We start from the raw sequence: 16,856 nt of genomic DNA on the forward strand, positions 1-16,856 counted from the left end.
GCATCATCGCGCAACGGGAGGGGACGGCCATGGCGGGCTATGAGAAGGTGCGCTTCGTCGGATACGCGGTGCCCACGACCCCCGCGGACATCGTCCCGGTGGGCGACCCCAACGGCCGCGGGGCCGTCGCCGGGACATACCGGGCCGCGGCCGATCTCGCCGACGACATCGCCGTCCGCGCGCACGCGCTCAAGGCGGCCGTCGATGCGGCGCGGGAGACGCTGGCCGGCGCCGAACCCGGGGTGCTCAACGTCTTCGTCGCGCCGGAGTTCTACTGGCACGGCCCGATGGGGCCCTACGTGCACGCGCCCGATGAGCCCGACCCGGCGGATCTGATCCTCGCCGAACTGGAACGGCTCTTCCCGGCCGAGGAGTACCCGGACTTCCTCTTGGTGCTCGGCACCGCGATCAGCGCCCGGATCGCCGACCTGGACGCCGTCCTGAGCTCGGCGTCGTGCACCGTCCGCAACGATGTGGTCCGGTCTCTGGGCGAGGCATGGCGGACCGCCGACGGGCCGCTGGCGCAGGTGGTGCTCGACACGCTGGTGAACTTCATCAAGAACTGCCACTCCTACCCGCAGGTCCAGGTGCGGAACCGGTCGTTCGTGCTCGGTCCCGGCGCCTTCGACGGCGTCACCGGGCCGCTCGGGGCCCGGGCGGTCACCACCGAGAAGTACTTCGACTCCAACGAGGACCTGCTGCTGTGGGACGTGACCGGCCGCCCGGTGATCACCGAGCAGATGGCCGCCTATCCGATCCTCGACACCTCCGGCGGCGATCTCAAGACCACCCCGCGCGACCCCTACTCGCTGTTCCGGATCGGCGGCGGCCCCGGCGGCGAGGCGCTCACCGTGGGTGTGGAGATCTGCCTCGACCACGCCGACCGGAGGCTGCGCAAAGGTGTCGACCGCAGCCCCTGGCCGTCCCGCGGCGACGGCCTGGATCTGCATCTCATCCCGTCCTGCGGCATGCAGCTGCATCCGCCCGCGGTGGCCGCCCGGTCGGGTGGATGGGCCTTCAACTGCGACGGTCAGTACGCGCTCGGCGACGACGGCGGAGTGCCCTGCGTGCACGCCGACTACCGGGATCCGGCGTGGCCGGGCTACGGCGCTCACACCCAGCTGGCGCGGATCGAGACCGGCCCGCGAGGCGCCGATCAGCGCGGGACGGGATCGCACGACGCACGGTTCGCGCCCGCTCCGGATGTCGATGTGACGGTGATCGAGATGACCGCGATCGCCCGATTCGATGAGTGCTTCGCCGGCGGGCCCGGCGCCGTGCACATCTACGGCAGGGACCGGCCGCTGCCGCGGTGACCGCGGCCGATCAGCGATTGGCGCCGCGGGCGATGACCGGCCAGACCTCGGTGCCGTGCGCGGTCTCGGCCACCAGTTCGTCGGCGAGATTCACCGCGGAACAGACGTGATTCGGCACCACCCGCACGTGGTCTCCCAGCCCGGGACAGGTCGTGCCGGCCGGAAACTCGACGACGGCGTGGTGCTCGGACAGCGAGACGATCCGCGCCTCGGGGTGATCGAGAAGACGCCCGAACCCGGTGGTCCACGCCGGCCGGTCCGCGCCCAGCACCTTGCTGCCCGCATCGAGCACTACCTTTCGGCGGGGTGGTTCCTGAGCGGAGTCGAAGGGCTCAAGGGGCGAAGGTTGCTCGGCACGGACCACGGTGGCGACCGCGGCGAGGGCGACGTCGCCGAATGCGCACGAACCGAGTTCGATCTGCTGGGCGTCGTTGAACGGGTAGACGCCGGGCCGGATCTCGGTGAGGACACCCGCGGCGGCCGAACTCTGCCGCAGGAGCGCGACCGTGGGCGTCGACCCGCCGCTGACCACGGCCGGTTCGATCCCGTGACGGCGCAACGATTCCGCCGCGTCGGCGAGTGCGCGGATCTCCTGGCCTGCGGCGTCGGCGCGGGCCGGGCCGGGTCCGTACCCGTGCCCGGGGAAGGTGAAGACGCCGACCACGTCGAGCCCCGCATCGCGGGCGACGGCCGCGACCGCGCCGGCGTCGGCGGGCGGTGCCCCGGTGCGATGCATGCCCGAATCGACCTCGACGAGAACCCGGACGTGGGCTCCGCCGAGTCCCGCGGCCAGGCGCCGTGCCCCTTCCGGCGAGTCCACTCCGACCCGCACGGCGGCCCGGCCGGCGAGGGCCCGGAGCCGGGCGGCCTTGTCGCCGGACAGCCACAGCGGGTACGCGATGAACAGATCGGTGTACCCCGCGTCGGCGAACGCCTCCGCTTCACCGATGGTCGCGACGGTGAGACCGCTCGCACCGCAGTCGACCTGGCGACGGGCCACCTGCGCGCACTTGTGGGTCTTGGCGTGCGGGCGCACCGCAAGCCCGAGCCCGGCGGCCCACTCGGCCAGTTGCTCGACGTTGCGGCGCAGCACCGCGTCGTCGACCAGCAGATATGGCGTGTCGGGCGGCACGGTTCAGACTCCGCGGACCTCGCCGAGCGCGGCGGGGGACTCCTCTTGCAGCAGATACTCCTGGTGCATGATCCGGGTGGTCAGGCGCGGCGCGGCCCAGTGCCCGAAGTCGGCGAGGCCGCCGAGGAACGAGTTGACGCGCTTGGGCCGGGTGACGATCGCTTTGAGGACCCGGTTCGCGGACTTGTCCACGCCCCAGATCCCGCGGCGGGCGTCGTAGGCGCTGGTCGGCGTGATCATCCGGGTCCGGGTGAGCGGCAGCCGCACGTTGGTGAAGGTGACGTGGTCGGACAGTGTCTCGGCGCTGGTCGAGTCGGCGAAGGCCTCCAGGGCCGCGTTCGACGCCGCGTACGCCCCGAAACGCGGGGCGCGGCGCAGCATCTCCGCGGACGAGACGTTCACGATGTGCCCGGACTGCCGGGAGATCATGTGCGGCAGCACCGACAGCGTCATGTAGACCGCGCCGAAGTAGTTGACGGCCATGGTGCGCTGGTAGTCGTGGGCGCGGTCGAGGGCGTTGACCGTGGCACGGCGGATCGACCGGCCGGCGTTGTTCACCAGGATGTCGATGTGGTCGTGCTCGGCGATGATCGACTTCACCAGGGTCCGCACGGTCGCCTCATCGGTGATGTCGGCCGGGTAGGCGCTCGCCGTTCCGAGCGGCAGACCGGGCTTGGGGACCTCGGCGTTCAGTTCGTCGGCCACCTCGGTGAGCCGCTCGGCGTCGCGTGCCACCAGGATCACGTCGGCGCCGCGTGTGATGCACATGCGGGCCGTCGCCTTCCCGATGCCCGACGAGCCGCCGGTGATCACGATCTTCTTGCCGACCAGCGGGCCCCGCTCGTCGTCCCGGCGATGCCGCGACGGATCCAGGTGCTCCGCCCAGTACTCCCACAGGCGCGGGGCGTAGTCGTCGAGGTCGGGGAGGACCACGCCGAGGCCGTCGAGCACCTCCGCGGTCGTCTCCGATCGGACGTGCATCGGGAGGGCGACCATGTCGAGAAGGACCGGCGGGATGCCGAGCTGCCCGACCACCAGGTCGCGCCCGGGCCGCAGTGGCGCGTAGCCGGTCGCGGCCAGTACCGGGCGGGCCAGTGCGGGCGGGACGGCGGAGAACACGCGCGGCGCCCCGACCGCCGGGGCCAAGGCGTTGAGCACGTCGGTGATGGTCCGGCATCGGGGGTCGGCGAGGTGGAACACCAGGCCCGATTCGCCGGGGTGGTAGCCGAGGAGGGCGACGAGCGCGTCGGCGACGTAATCGACCGGGACCAGGTTGGCCTCGCCCAGGTTCCAGATCGGGATCGGCACGAACGACGGCAGCTGCCCGAGCGCGGAGATGTGCTCGAAGAAGAAGTAGGGGCCGTCGACCCGGTCCATCTCGCCGGTGACGGAGTCGCCGACCACCCCGGTCGGGCGGTAGACCCGCCAGCGCAGGTCCGGGGTCTCCCGCACCGCGCGTTCGGCCTCGAACTTGGTGCGGTGGTAGGCGGTGGGGAAGTCCTGACCGAGGTCGAAGTCGTTCTCGGTGAAGTCACCGTCGTGGTCGCCGCCGACGGAGACGGTGGAGACGTGATGCAGCATGGCGCCGTGGCGGACCGCGAACTCGGCCACCCGCGCGGTGCCGTCGACGTTCACCGCGCGCAGGGCGTCGTCGTCGGCGGTCAGGTCGTAGATCGCGCCGAGGTGGATGACGTGGTCGATACGCCGGTCCGGTGCGGCGAGCGACAGCGGGTCGTCGTGGGCGAGGCCCAGGTTCTCCTCGGCGAGGTCGCCGACGGCGGTCACGACCCGCTCGCCGCCGGGAATCTGCTCCAGGGCGGTCGCGAAACGCGGTAGTGATCCGCGGCGGATCAGCACGGTCACCTGCGCGTCGTCGTCGGCGAGGAGCCGTGCCAGGACGCGGCGGCCGATGAAGCCGCTGCCGCCGGTCACGAAGTAATGCGTCACTGCAACAGGTTCTCACATTCGCGCGGCCGGAGGTGCCGTCGGCGTGGCGCGTCGGCCGCGTCCCCGCAGAACATCGGCCGTCTCAGCGCCACGGGCGGCGATCTTCCCTTCGCGACGCGGAGACGGCCGGTGTTCTGCATGCCGGGGGCGTCATCGCGGTTCTACGATGACTGGGTGGACCCGCTTCTTCTGGTCGTCGTGCTCGGGGCGGCCGCCGCGCTGTTCTGCTGGGTGACGTCCCTGGTCACGAACGAGACGTCGTGGGTCGACCGGCTGTGGTCGGTCGTGCCGGTGGTCTACGTGTGGATTTTCGCGATCTCGGCGATCCTCGACGGCCGCGACTCCGGGCGGTTGATCGTCATGGCGGTGCTGGCGACCCTGTGGGGCGCTCGACTCACGTTCAACTTCGCCCGCAAGGGCGGCTACACCGGCATGGAGGACTACCGGTGGGCGGTGCTGCGCGGCGCGATGACGCCCGGGCAGTTCCAGCTCTTCAACGCGACGTTCATCGCGTTCTATCAGAACGCGCTGCTGGTACTGATCACATTGCCGGCCTACTTCGTGTGGGCGCATCCGGCCGGGTTCACCGCGGCCGATGTCGTGTGCGCGGCGCTGTTCCTGCTGTGTCTGTGCGGCGAGTCGGTCGCCGACCAGCAGCAGTGGAACTTTCAGCAGGCCAAGCGGCGAGCGGGCGGCACGCTCGAACCGGGCTTCGTGACGACCGGGCTGTTCGCCTACAGCCGCCACCCGAACTTCTTCTTCGAGCAGGCGCAGTGGTGGGTCTTCTACTTCTTCGCCGGCGTCGCGGGGGTGGCCGCCGGCCTCGGCTTCTGGGGCGGGGCGCTGAACTGGACGATCATCGGCGCGGTACTGCTCACGCTGCTGTTCCTCGGCTCGACATGGTTCACCGAGTCGATCTCGGCGGGTAGGTACCCCGCCTACGCGGACTACCGCCGGCGCGTGTCGATGCTGGTTCCGCTGCCGCCGCGAAAGCCCGCGGACCGATGAGTCCGCGGCCGGCGGCCGTCGGCGACGTCCACGATCTCGCCGCCGCGATGCCGCACGTCACCGTCGTCCACGGCAAGTCCGGCAACGCGGTCTACCAGGTCGGCGGCAAGTCCTTCGTCTTCTTCCGCACCCCGCGCCCGGACGCGCGGGATCCGGCGACCGGGGAGAAGTACGACGACGTGATCGTCTTCTGGGTCGGGTCGCCGGAGGAGAAGGACGCGCTGGTGCGCGACGACACCTCGCCGTACTTCACCACGCCGCACTTCGACGGCCACCCGTCGGTGCTGCTCCGGGCGTCACGCCTGCACGAGATCAGTCGGGATGAACTGGCCGAGCTGGTCTCCGACGCCTGGCTCGCCCAGGCGTCGAAGCGCCGGGGCGAGCAGTGGCTCGCGGAGCACGGACTGCTGTGACATCCGGCGGGCCGGCGCCATCGTAACGGCCTACGACGCCCCCGCGCCGTCGACGATGGCGCGCAAGGCGGCGACGTGGCCGTCGAACGCGGCCCGGCCGACCGGGGTCAGTCGTGCGCGGAGGGTGTGGCGACGGCCGGTGAGCCGGCGTTCGGTGGCCACGTACCCGGCCTTCTCCAGCGTGGTCAGCTGCTTGGAGAGGGCCGAGTCGGAGAGGTTCAGCTTCTCCTTGAGGAAGGCGAACTCCGCCCAGTCGGCGGCGGCCAGCGTCGCCACCAGCGACAGCCGCGTGCTGGGGTGGATGAGTTCGTCGAATCCGCTCATGCGTGGACCAGCCGGCGCAGGCGCTGGAGGATCTCCGGGCCGCCGAAACCGACGATCGCGGCGACGAACACCGACGCGAGGAGGCCCGGGTGCCCGGCGCCGTCGGCGTCCAGTCCGAGTGCGACGCCGATGGTCGGCAGCACCAGCACCACCAGGATGCCGATGATCAGCCAGGGGAGCCGGCGGCTGACCTGGGACCGGTTCAACCGCACGCCGGCGGTGCCGCGGGTGCCGTCGTAGAGGCGTCCGGCCAGGGTGGCGTTGCCCGCGCCGAAGAGCACGGTCGCGACGATCGCGACCCAGCCGGGCGTCAGATCGCCGAGAACGCCCAGGACGATCCAGCCGGCGGCCATCATCCACCAGTACCAGCGCGGCAGTCCGATCTCACCGGCCATCGCGTGCTGGGCGCTGTCGATCGAGTCGAGGGCCGATCGTGCGCCCTCGTGGGTGGTGTCGTTCATCTGGACCACTTCCTCATTGACTTTCCTACTTGGAAAGTAAGTATTCTCTTTCCTGGGAGGAAAGTCAATGGCTGGCCTCTATCGAACGTACGTTCTAAAATGATTCGGTGGGATGGAGTAACGGGCCGCCGAGCTGGTCGGAGATGGAGCGGGTGCTCTCCGGCCGGCCGGCCGATGGACGGAGACTCGCCGAACCGGACGTGCCGGGCGACGGCGGAGATTCGCCGGCGTGGTCGCGCAAGCGGGGAACGTTCCTCCCCGACGAGGTGGAACCGGTGGAGTCGTCGATCCGGTACGCCGAATTGCACGCGCACAGCGCCTACAGCTTTCTCGACGGGGCCGCGATGCCGGAGGAGATGGTCGCCGAGGCGCGGCGATTGGCCCTGACCGGGCTGGCGCTGACCGACCACGACGGCTTCTACGGGGTGGTGCGTTTCGCCGAGGCGGCCCGGGAGTACGGCATGCCGACGGTGTTCGGCGCGGAGCTCTCGGTGGAGGCCTCGTCGCCGAATCGTCGACGGGCGGGCGCGGTGGATCCGCCGGGCGAGCATCTGCTGGTGCTCGCCCGGGACGCCGAGGGCTACCGGCGACTGTCCCGGACCATCGCCGACGCGCACATGCGCGGTGGCGACCCTTCGACGGAGCTCAGGGACCGCTCATCGAAGGAGCTCAGGGACGGTTCATCGAAGGGCACCCGGGACCGGAAGGGGGTGCTGCGGTACGACGCCGATCTGATCACTTCCTCGGCCGCCGGGCACTGGCTGATCCTCACCGGCTGCCGGAAGGGATCGGTGCGCCGGGCACTGGCTCGCGGCGGTGTGGCTGCGGCACGAAAATCGTTGGGGGAGTTGGCCGATCGTTTCGGGCCGGACAATGTGCTGGTCGAGCTGACTGCTTCCGGGTGCAGTGACGACGACGAGCGCAACGCCGTCCTGGCCGGGCTGGCCGCCGAGCTGGCGTTGCCGGCCGTCGCCACCACCGGGGCGCATTTCCCCGGCCCGGATCGACGACGACTCGCCATGGCGGTGGCCGCGGTGCGGGCCCGCACCGACATCGCCACCATCGCCGGGTGGCTGCCCGGTGTCGGAGGAGCGCATCTGCGCAGCGGCGACGAGATGGCGCGCCTGCTGCCCGCCCATCTCGACGCCATCGACACCGCGGCGCAGGTGGCGGCCGACTGCGCCTTCTCGCTGAAACTGATCGCGCCGAACCTGCCGTTGTTCGACGTCCAGGACGGGCACACCGAGGCGAGCTGGCTGCGTGAGCTCACCGAGCGGGGTGCCCTCCGCCGCTACGGCACCCGCGAGCAGCGCCCCGACGCCTACCGGCAGATCGACCACGAACTGAACATCATCGAGGCGCTGACCTTCCCCGGGTACTTCCTGATCGTCCACGGCATCGTCGATTTCTGCCGGCGCAACGACATCCTCTGCCAGGGCAGAGGGAGCGCCGCCAACTCGGCGGTCTGCTATTCGCTCGGCATCACCAACGTCGACCCGGTGGCCAACGAGCTGCTCTTCGAGCGGTTCCTGGCTCCCGAACGCGACGGTCCGCCGGACATCGACGTCGACATTGAATCCGATCGCCGGGAGGAGGTGATCCAGCACGTCTACGCCAAGCACGGCCGCGCGTACAGCGCACAGGTGGCCAATGTGATCACCTATCGCGGGCGGTCGGCGGTGCGCGATATGGCCCGCGCCCTCGGCTACGACCCCGGTCAGCAGGACGCGTGGAGCAAGGTGCCCGATTCCGCACCCGACGACGTCCGCGCCATGGCCTCCGAGATCTCCTCCCTGCCAAGACATCTCGGCATCCATTCGGGCGGGATGGTGATCTGTGACCGGCCGATCGCCGACGTCTGCCCCACCGAGTGGGCGCGGATGGAGGGCCGCAGTGTGCTGCAGTGGGACAAGGACGACTGTGCTGCGGTCGGTCTGGTGAAGTTCGATCTTCTCGGCCTCGGCATGCTCTCCGCGCTGCGCTACGCGATCGATCTGGTCAAGGCACACAAGGGGATCGAGGTGGATCTGGCGAAACTCGACCTAACCGAGGAGGCCGTGTACGACATGCTCTGCCGCGCCGACACGATCGGTGTCTTCCAGGTGGAGTCCCGGGCGCAGATGGCCACCCTGCCGCGATTGAAGCCGCGTAACTTCTACGACCTCGTGGTCGAGGTGGCGCTGATCCGGCCCGGCCCCATCCAGGGCGGGTCGGTGCACCCGTACATCCGGCGCCGAAACGGCGACGAGGACTCCGAAGTCGAGCACCCGTCGATGAAGCGGGCACTCCATCGCACCCTGGGTATCCCGCTCTTTCAGGAGCAGCTGATGCAGCTGGCGGTCGACGTCGCCGGGTTCGACACCGCCGAGGCCGACCAGTTGCGCCGGGCGATGGGCTCCAAGCGCTCCCCGGAGAAGATGGAGCGTCTGCGGGCCCGGTTCTACGAGGGCATGGAACGCGTCAACGGGATCACCGGGGAATTGGCCGACCGGATCTACGAGAAGATGGCGGCGTTCGCCAATTTCGGCTTTCCGGAAAGCCATTCGCAGAGCTTCGCGTCGCTGGTCTTCTACTCGGCGTGGTTCAAGCTGCACCATCCGGCGGCGTTCTGCGCGGCACTGCTGCGCGCGCAGCCGATGGGCTTCTACTCGCCGCAGTCGCTGGTGGCCGATGCGCGCAGGCACGGCGTCACCGTGCACCACCCCGATGTCAACCGGTCGCTGGCGCACGCGGAGTTGGAGAACGGCGGCCTCGACGTCCGGATCGGGCTCGGTGCGGTGCGCGCGTTCGGCGACGAGGCGGCGAAGCGGATCGTCGCCGAACGTGTGGAGCGAGGACCCTACGAGAACGTCGCCGATCTGTCTCGTCGCACGGAATTGACTGCGCCGCAACTGGAATCGCTGGCTACTGCGGGAGCGTTCGGGTCGCTGGGGCTGGATCGTCGTGCCGCACTGTGGGAGGCGGGCGCCGTCGCCGGGCTGCGCGAAGACCAGCTGCCCGTCGTCTCGCCGCGCCAGGTGCCGACGCTGCCCGGCATGTCCGACATCGAGCTGGCCGCGGTGGACGCGATGTCGACCGGGATCACCCCGCACACCTATCCGACCCAGTATCTGCGGCCGCGGCTGGACGCGATGGGGGTGACGCCCGCCGACCGGCTGCTGTCGGTGCCCGACGGCTCGCGCGTCACGGTCGGCGGCGCGGTGACCCACCGCCAGCGCCCGGCAACCGCGTCGGGCGTCACCTTCATCAACCTGGAGGACGAGACCGGCATGGTGAACGTGGTCTGCTCGGTCGGCCTGTGGGCGCGGTACCGGACGCTGGCCCAGACCGCGTCGGCGCTGCTGATCCGCGGGAAGGTGCAGAACGCGGAGGGTGCGGTGACCGTCGTCGCCGACCGTCTGCAGCAGTTGGACCTGCGCGTGGGCACTCGCTCGCGGGACTGGTGCTGAGTAGAAGCTGTCTATGTCCGACCTGCACCGGATCGTCTCGGACCCCGATGCAGATCGACTGGTCGCGTTTCGCGATCACTGATCGGCCGGCAAGACCTGCGCGTGGGCACTCGCTCGCGGGACGGTTCCGGTGATCTCGCACCGCTCGCGGCATCCGGACTCCGGAGACTCGGCCGTGCCGGCGTGCTGGCCGCGCCCACGTCGAGGTTCGCCCGACGTCTACCCGACGGACCGGTCCGAACGGATCGCCGAGATGAAGCGATTCCGGATCGGATAACACGAGCCCCGCGTGCGCGTTAGTCTCAGCCCATCGCCAACGGAGACGACAGCAAAGGGAGTGCACGCACATGGAGGTCGTGATCACCGATCACCCGGAACAGGTGATGGCCGACATCATCACCGGAGCCGTTCGTGGCGGCGCCACGACCCTCGGGCTGGCGACCGGATCGTCGCCGCTACCGACCTACCGTGAACTGATCCGCCGCCATCGCGAGGAGGGCCTGAGCTTCGCCGGGGTCGACGCGGTGCTGCTCGACGAGTACGTGGGTCTGCCGCCGACGCACCCGGAGTCGTACGCGCGGTTCATCCGCGACAACTTCACCGATCACATCGACATCGGCGAGGTCTACTCGCCGGACGGGATGGCCCCGGACAGCCGCATCGCCGCCGACGCCTACGACGCGCTCATCGGCGAAGTCGGCCCGGTCGACGTCCAGATCCTCGGCATCGGCAGCAACGGCCACATCGGGTTCAACGAGCCGTCATCGTCGCTGACCTCACGCACCCGCATCAAGACGCTCACCGAGAAGACGCGGCGAGACAACGCGCGGTTTTTCGACGACGATCTCGATCAGGTGCCCTTCCATGTGATCACCCAGGGCCTCGGCACCATCTGCGATGCACGGCGCCTCGCGCTGGTCGCCACCGGGGAGGGCAAGGCCGCCGCGATCGCCGCGACGGTCGAGGGGCCGCTGTCGGCGTCGTGCCCGGCGTCGATCCTGCAGTGGCATCCGCGCGCGACGATCGTGGTCGACGAGGCCGCCGCGAGCAAGCTGCGGGACGCCGACTACTACCGCTACGTCTACACCAACAAGCCGGAGAACCAGGCCGGTCACTAGAGGCTCACGCGACCGATCCGCGGCGCGCGACAGCAGGAGGTTCGATGAGTAAGGAATCTGCCGCACAGATCGTCGACGCGGTCGGCGGCCCACAGAACATTGAATCGCTGACGCACTGCGCGACGCGCCTGAGATTCGCACTGCGCGACGGCAGCGGGGTCGACAAGGACACGATCGAGAAGATCCCGGGGGTGCTCGGTGCCGTGCCGCAGGGCGCCAACCACTACCAGGTGATCATCGGTGGCGGCGTTCAGTCGGTCTACGAGGACATCATGGGTCTGCCCGCGATGGCGGGCGGCGGATCCGGCGGCGGAGACGATGCCGCGTCGATCAAGGCTGCCGCGCGCGCCAAGGGGCCGCGCGGCAAGGTCAGCTGGGTCGACTCGCTGTTCGAGTTCCTCTCCGACTCGTTCCGGCCGATCCTCGGCGCGCTGCTCGGCGCGTCGTTGTTCATCACCTTCATGGCCCTGATGGCCTCCCTGAAGGTGATCCCGGCGTGGAACTCGCCGGACGTGACGCTCTCACCCGGCTGGCAGTTCATCAACCTGTGCTGGCAGTCGGTGTTCGTCATGCTGCCGTTGATGATCGCCTACAACGCCTCACGCAAGGTCGGCGCCGACCCGTGGGTGGGCTTCGCGATCATGGCGGTGCTGATGCTGCCCGGCTACAAGGGCTTCCTCGACAACCCGAACATCCAGCACCACAAGATCTTCGGGTTCGACGTCAACACCATCGACATCTTCGGCATCCCGCTGACCCTGAACGACTACAGCTCGCAGGTGTTCCCGCCGCTGCTGATGGCGGCGGTGCTGGGCCTGCTCTACAAGGGGCTGCGGCGGATCATCCCGGAGAACCTGCACCTGGTGTTCGTGCCGTTCTTCGCCATGCTCATCATGATCCCGGTGACCGCCTTCCTGATCGGCCCGATCGGCGTGTACGCCGGTGCCGGCCTGGGCAACGTGCTGCGCAGCATCAACGACTTCTCACCGTTCATCTTCGCCATCGTCATCCCGCTGGCCTACCCGTTCATGGTGCCGCTGGGTCTGCACTGGCCGCTGAACGCGATCATGCTGCTGAACATCCAGAACCTCGGCTACGACTTCATCCAGGGCCCGATGGGTGCGTGGAACTTCGCGTGCTTCGGCGCCACCGCGGGCGTGCTGGTGCTGGCCTGGAAGCAGCGTGACAAGAACATGAAACAGACGGCGACCGGCGCGCTGGCGGCGGGTCTGCTCGGCGGCATCTCCGAACCCTCGCTGTACGGCATCCATCTGCGCTTCAAGCGGATCTATCCGCGGATGCTGGTGGGCTGTTTCGTCGGCGGCCTGATCATCGGTATCGGCGGCGGCGTCAAGACCAACGCCTTCGCGTTCACCTCGCTGCTGACCATCCCGGTGTTCTACCCGACCTTCCTGTACGGGATCGCGGTGGCCGCGGCCTTCTTCACCGCGATGTTCCTGGTGATCTTCTCCGGCTTCCGGACACCTGAGCAGCAGGCCGAGTTCGAGTTGCAGCGGGACGCCGACGAGGCCGCCGAGCGCGCGGCCGAGCAGGGTGGCGACCTCGGCGACGACGTCGCCGCGGCGACCGCCGCGATCGTCGCGGACACCGGCGGTGGGGAGGCGACGGCGATCGTCCCGTCCGCGGCCTCGGTCGCGGTGCTGGAACGCGAGGACGGCACGGTGCTCATCGGCGCCCCGGTCGAGGGCATCGCCCGCCCGCTGTCGGAGGTGCCCGACGCGGCGTTCGCCGGCGGAACGATGGGGGCTGGCATCGCGATCGAGCCGACCGGCGACACCGTCTACGCCCCGGCCGACGCCCTGGTGGTGGCGGCGCAGGCGACCGGTCACGCCTTCGGCTTGGTGTTCGACGGCGTCGAGCTGCTGATCCACATCGGCATCGACACGGTCGCCCTCGGCGGCGAGGGCTTCGAGGTCTTCGTCAAGGCCGGACAGAAGGTGACGGCCGGGACTCCGCTGGTGCGCTTCGACCGGTCGGTGATCGAGGAGGCCGGCTACGCGGTGATCACGCCGATCGTCGTGATGAACACCAAGAAGTTCGCCTCGGTGGAGGCGCTGACGGAGGGACCGGTGTCGGTCGGTGATCCGGTGATCGCCGTCGCCACGGCGCCTCGCGAGGGGTAGCGGCGGCCAATCGGGCCGATCGACAAACGAATAAGGGGAGGATCGTGGACGATTCAGCACACCTCGAGAACCTGGCGAACCTGGGGACCGAGACGCGCAATCCGCGGACGACGGCACTCGATGCGATGAGCGTCACCGAGTTGCTGACGGTGATGAACGCCGAGGACGGGAAGGTCGCCGAGGCGGTGGGGGAGGCGATCGGCGAGATCGCCGCGGCCGTCGACCTCGTCGCGGCGGCCTTCCGGAACGGTGGGCGGCTGGTCTACCTGGGGGCCGGCACCAGCGGCCGGCTCGGGGTGCTCGACGCCGTCGAGTGTCCGCCGACTTTCGGTACCCCGCCCGAGCAGGTCGTGGGGCTGATCGCCGGGGGTGAGCGGGCCTTCGTCAAGGCGGTCGAGGGCGCCGAGGACTCGGCCGAGCTGGCCGCGACCGAGCTCGCCGGCATCGGTCTGAACGCGGACGACGCGGTGGTCGGGATCGCGGCCTCCGGGCGTACTCCCTATGTGATCGGCGGTCTCGACTACGCCCGCGGCGTCGGTGCGTCGACGATCTCCGTCGCCTGCAATCGGGGCGCGGTGGTCAGCGGGCACGCCGATGTCGCCATCGAGGTCGACAACGGACCCGAGGTCCTGACCGGATCCACCCGGCTCAAGGCGGGCACCAGTCAGAAACTCATCCTCAACATGATCTCCACCGCGTCGATGGTGCAGGTCGGCAAGGTCTACGGGAATCTGATGGTCGACGTGATGCCGACCAACGAGAAGCTGGTCGCCCGGGCACAGCGGATCGTCGCCGAGGCCACCGGGTGCTCGGCGGCGGAGGCCGCGGCGGCGTACGACGCGGCCGGCGGGCATGCCAAGACCGCGATCGTGATGATCCTCGCCGGCGTCGACGCGGCGGCCGCACGACGACGACTCGATGACGCCGGCGGCTTTGTCCGCGGCGCTCTCACTTCCGATCAGGAGGCGTGACATGGCCGATAAGTCCCTGGCGACCGCGCAGGCGCTGCTCCCGCTGCTGGGCGGAGCGTCGAACATCGCCGCCGTCGAGAACTGCATGACCCGGATGCGGGTGACGCCCGTCGATCCCGGCCTGATCGACGTCGCCGCCGTCAAGAAGGTGCCGGGTGTGCTGGGGGTGGTCGAGGACGACACCTTCCAGATCGTGCTCGGACCCGGCGCGGTGACCAAGGTGACCACCGCGTTCCGTGGGCTGCTCGAGGCGTCCGGGCACGACGCGAAGGCGCTCGCCGACAAGGGCGCGTCGATCAAGGCGGCGCAGAAGGAACGCAACAACACCCCGTTCAAGAATCTGCTGCGCAAGATCGCGAACATCTTCGTCCCCCTGATCCCGGCGCTGATCGGTGCCGGTCTGGTCGCGGCGATCCGCGGCCTGCTGAACAACTGGGTCACCGCCGGCGGCGCGCCGGGCTGGGTCGAGTCGATCCTGCCGTCGCTGACCGTGATCGGTGGCGCGTTCTTCGCCTACCTGGCGATCTTCGCCGGTATCAACGCCGCCAAGGAGTTCGGCGGCACCCCGGCGCTCGGCGGGGCGGTGGCGGCGATCATCGTATTCCCGGGCGTCGCCGACGTCCACTACTCGTTGCCCGGCTTCGGGCAGGTGGAGTTGTCGCCTGGGCAGGGCGGCGTGATCGGTGCGATCCTGGCCGCCGCGCTGTGCGCCTGGATCGAGCGGATGCTGCGCGGACGGATCCCCGACGCGATCGACATCCTGGTGACGCCGACGATCGCGTTGCTGGTCTCGGGGCTGGCGACCATCTACGTCTTCATGTTCGTGGCCGACTGGATCGCCACCGGCATCGGCAACGGTGCCGATTGGCTGCTGGAGCACTCCGGGGTGGCGGCGGGCTTCATCCTCGGCGGCCTGTTCCTGCCGCTGGTGATGCTTGGCCTGCACCAGGCGCTGATCCCGATTCACATGGCGCTCATCGAGCAGTCCGGCTACACCTCGCTGCTGACGATCCTGGCGATGGCCGGCGCCGGTCAGGTGGGCGCGTCGATCGCGGTCTATCTCAAGCTCCGCAAGAACCGCGCCCTGCGCGACACCATCAAGGGCGCGACGCCGGTCGGCATCCTGGGCGTCGGGGAGCCGCTGATCTACGGCGTGACGCTACCGCTCGGGCGCCCGTTCATCACGGCGTGTCTCGGCGGTGCGGTCGGCGGCGCCGTGGCCGGTGCGTTCAATCAGTTCGTCGCGCCGTTCGGTGCCACCGCGATCGGGCCGTCCGGCTGGGCACTGCTGCCGTTGGTCGACAGCAGCAAGGGGCAGGGCTACGCGATCATGGCCTACGTCATCGGCCTGGTGGCCGGCTATGTCGCCGGCTTCCTGTTCACCTACTTCTTCGGCTTCACCCCGGAACTCCTCGAGGAGCACAATCGCGACGACGACGAGTTCGGCGAGTTGGAGGCCGACCCGGCGCTGGGTGGCCCGAGCGAAGCCGCCCCGGCTTCCGGGGCGACCACCGCACTGCTGACCAAGGTGAGAGTCGCCGCGCCCGTCGACGGCGAGGTGATCCCGCTGGATCAAGTGCCCGACAAGATGTTCTCCGCAGGCACGATGGGACCGGGATTCGCGGTGCTGCCCACCGGCGAGGTGTTCACCAGTCCGGTCGACGGCGTGCTCACCATGGTCTTCCCGACCAAGCACGCCTTCGCTGTCACGACCGACGACGGTGTCCAGATCCTGGTGCACATCGGGCTGGAGACCGTCGCGCACAAGGGCGACGGCTTCGAGGCGCTGGCGGCCAAGGGCGACCGCGTGTCGGCGGGCACACCGGTCATCCGTGCGGACCTCGCGGCGATCGGCGCCAAGGTGCCCTCGCTGGTGACCCCGGTGATCGTGATGAACGGCAAGGACTTCGACGTGTCGAGCCCGTCGCTCGACGACCCGGCCGCGGTCGTGACGGTGACCGGCAAGGGGTAGTCGTTAGCCCAGATGACAAAGCCCCGGGCGCATGTCCAGAAAGACAGAGGCGACACCGGGGCGTCTGAAATACCAGGATACGTCGAAGTCAGGTGCAATGCACCACCGGTGTCCTTACGGGCATGATCGAGGTTCTCATCGGGATACGCCACCCGAGTTGTTTACCGCGGGCGGCCGTTCAATTCGGCGCCGACTGCGTTCAGGCAGTTTCTGCGAGTACTGGTGGAGGTCATCGCCCTTCGAGAAGTACTGGTGGAACACAGGCCGTTGGTGTTCTCGTTGGAACCGCGTTGCCACGGACTGTGCGGATCGCAGAAGAACACGGGGATGCCGGTGTGTTCGGAAATCATCGTCGTGTCGGGGAATGGCCTTCTTAGTAGTGCCCCATAAGGTGGTGTAACTCGGTGGCCGAGATCGTCTCCGACTTCGTGTCGGGACGGACGTAGAGCGGCCACCGTGTGATCCTTCGAGTCAGAGCTTGTCAACTTTTCCGTGTAAGTCGATCAGGTATTCGATTTATAGGTGATGGTTGATACGGTCTGGATACGCGAGTGAGAGTTGCTCAAGGGCACGTTTCCAGTTAGTGGTGACCGCGCCTTCG

12 protein-coding genes and 1 pseudogene are annotated in these 16,856 nt (G+C 69.2%); 8 read left to right on the top strand and 5 right to left on the bottom strand.

What is annotated here, in order from left to right; translation table 11 throughout:
* Positions 1 to 29 precede the first annotated feature (29 nt).
* Positions 30 to 1,316, top strand: coding sequence for a hypothetical protein (locus ACSEEN_RS18900; RefSeq protein WP_440714024.1), 1,287 nt, complete (start codon positions 30 to 32; stop codon positions 1,314 to 1,316).
* A gap of 10 nt (positions 1,317 to 1,326) precedes the next feature.
* Here the strand turns inward: ACSEEN_RS18900 and ACSEEN_RS18905 are convergent, their stop codons facing one another.
* The gene (locus ACSEEN_RS18905; RefSeq protein WP_440714025.1) at positions 1,327 to 2,448 is read right to left on the bottom strand and encodes an alanine racemase; all 1,122 of its coding nucleotides are present in this window, start codon (positions 2,446 to 2,448) and stop codon (positions 1,327 to 1,329) included.
* A 3-nt stretch (positions 2,449 to 2,451) separates the two neighbouring features.
* Positions 2,452 to 4,395 (bottom strand): SDR family oxidoreductase, encoded by a 1,944-nt coding sequence (locus tag ACSEEN_RS18910; protein ID WP_440714026.1) that lies wholly within the window; start codon positions 4,393 to 4,395, stop codon positions 2,452 to 2,454.
* 174 nt (positions 4,396 to 4,569) lie between these two features.
* Here ACSEEN_RS18910 and ACSEEN_RS18915 point away from each other — a divergent pair, with 174 nt between their 5' ends.
* Together ACSEEN_RS18915 and ACSEEN_RS18920 are read left to right on the top strand one after the other, a co-directional pair.
* Positions 4,570 to 5,403 (top strand): DUF1295 domain-containing protein, encoded by an 834-nt coding sequence (locus ACSEEN_RS18915; protein ID WP_440714027.1) that lies wholly within the window; start codon positions 4,570 to 4,572, stop codon positions 5,401 to 5,403.
* A complete protein-coding gene (locus ACSEEN_RS18920; protein WP_440714028.1) occupies positions 5,400 to 5,816 on the top strand; it encodes an MmcQ/YjbR family DNA-binding protein in 417 nt (138 codons plus the stop codon). Before ACSEEN_RS18915 ends, ACSEEN_RS18920 begins: the two co-directional genes overlap by 4 nt.
* Positions 5,817 to 5,846: 30 nt before the next feature.
* Here the strand turns inward: ACSEEN_RS18920 and ACSEEN_RS18925 are convergent, their stop codons facing one another.
* Complete coding sequence (locus ACSEEN_RS18925) at positions 5,847 to 6,140, bottom strand: winged helix-turn-helix domain-containing protein (protein ID WP_247866977.1); 294 nt, start codon at positions 6,138 to 6,140, stop codon at positions 5,847 to 5,849.
* Complete coding sequence (locus tag ACSEEN_RS18930) at positions 6,137 to 6,601, bottom strand: hypothetical protein (protein WP_440714029.1); 465 nt, start codon at positions 6,599 to 6,601, stop codon at positions 6,137 to 6,139. Before ACSEEN_RS18930 ends, ACSEEN_RS18925 begins: the two co-directional genes overlap by 4 nt.
* Before the next feature lie 107 nt (positions 6,602 to 6,708).
* Between ACSEEN_RS18930 and ACSEEN_RS18935 the strand changes: the two genes are divergently transcribed.
* From ACSEEN_RS18935 to ACSEEN_RS18955, 5 genes are all read left to right on the top strand, one after another.
* Entirely contained in the window at positions 6,709 to 10,050 is a 3,342-nt protein-coding gene (locus tag ACSEEN_RS18935) for an error-prone DNA polymerase (protein ID WP_440714030.1), read from the top strand.
* A gap of 347 nt (positions 10,051 to 10,397) precedes the next feature.
* Entirely contained in the window at positions 10,398 to 11,168 is a 771-nt protein-coding gene (nagB, locus tag ACSEEN_RS18940; RefSeq protein WP_247866982.1) for a glucosamine-6-phosphate deaminase, read from the top strand.
* A gap of 44 nt (positions 11,169 to 11,212) precedes the next feature.
* Positions 11,213 to 13,312, top strand: coding sequence for a glucose PTS transporter subunit IIA (locus ACSEEN_RS18945; RefSeq protein WP_440714031.1), 2,100 nt, complete (start codon positions 11,213 to 11,215; stop codon positions 13,310 to 13,312).
* Positions 13,313 to 13,356: 44 nt separating this feature from the next.
* Complete coding sequence (murQ, locus tag ACSEEN_RS18950; RefSeq protein WP_440714032.1) at positions 13,357 to 14,283, top strand: N-acetylmuramic acid 6-phosphate etherase; 927 nt, start codon at positions 13,357 to 13,359, stop codon at positions 14,281 to 14,283.
* A 1-nt stretch (position 14,284) separates the two neighbouring features.
* The gene (locus ACSEEN_RS18955; RefSeq protein ID WP_440714033.1) at positions 14,285 to 16,255 is read left to right on the top strand and encodes a glucose PTS transporter subunit IIA; all 1,971 of its coding nucleotides are present in this window, start codon (positions 14,285 to 14,287) and stop codon (positions 16,253 to 16,255) included.
* Positions 16,256 to 16,343: 88 nt separating this feature from the next.
* On the opposite strand, the pseudogene ACSEEN_RS18960 reads toward ACSEEN_RS18955, so the two are convergent.
* Positions 16,344 to 16,602: pseudogene (locus tag ACSEEN_RS18960) on the bottom strand (IS30 family transposase); the annotation flags it as partial.
* Between the last annotated feature and the right edge of the window lie 254 nt (positions 16,603 to 16,856).

The sequence above is a fragment of the Gordonia marina genome (assembly GCF_052036135.1).
Taxonomy (GTDB): domain Bacteria; phylum Actinomycetota; class Actinomycetes; order Mycobacteriales; family Mycobacteriaceae; genus Gordonia.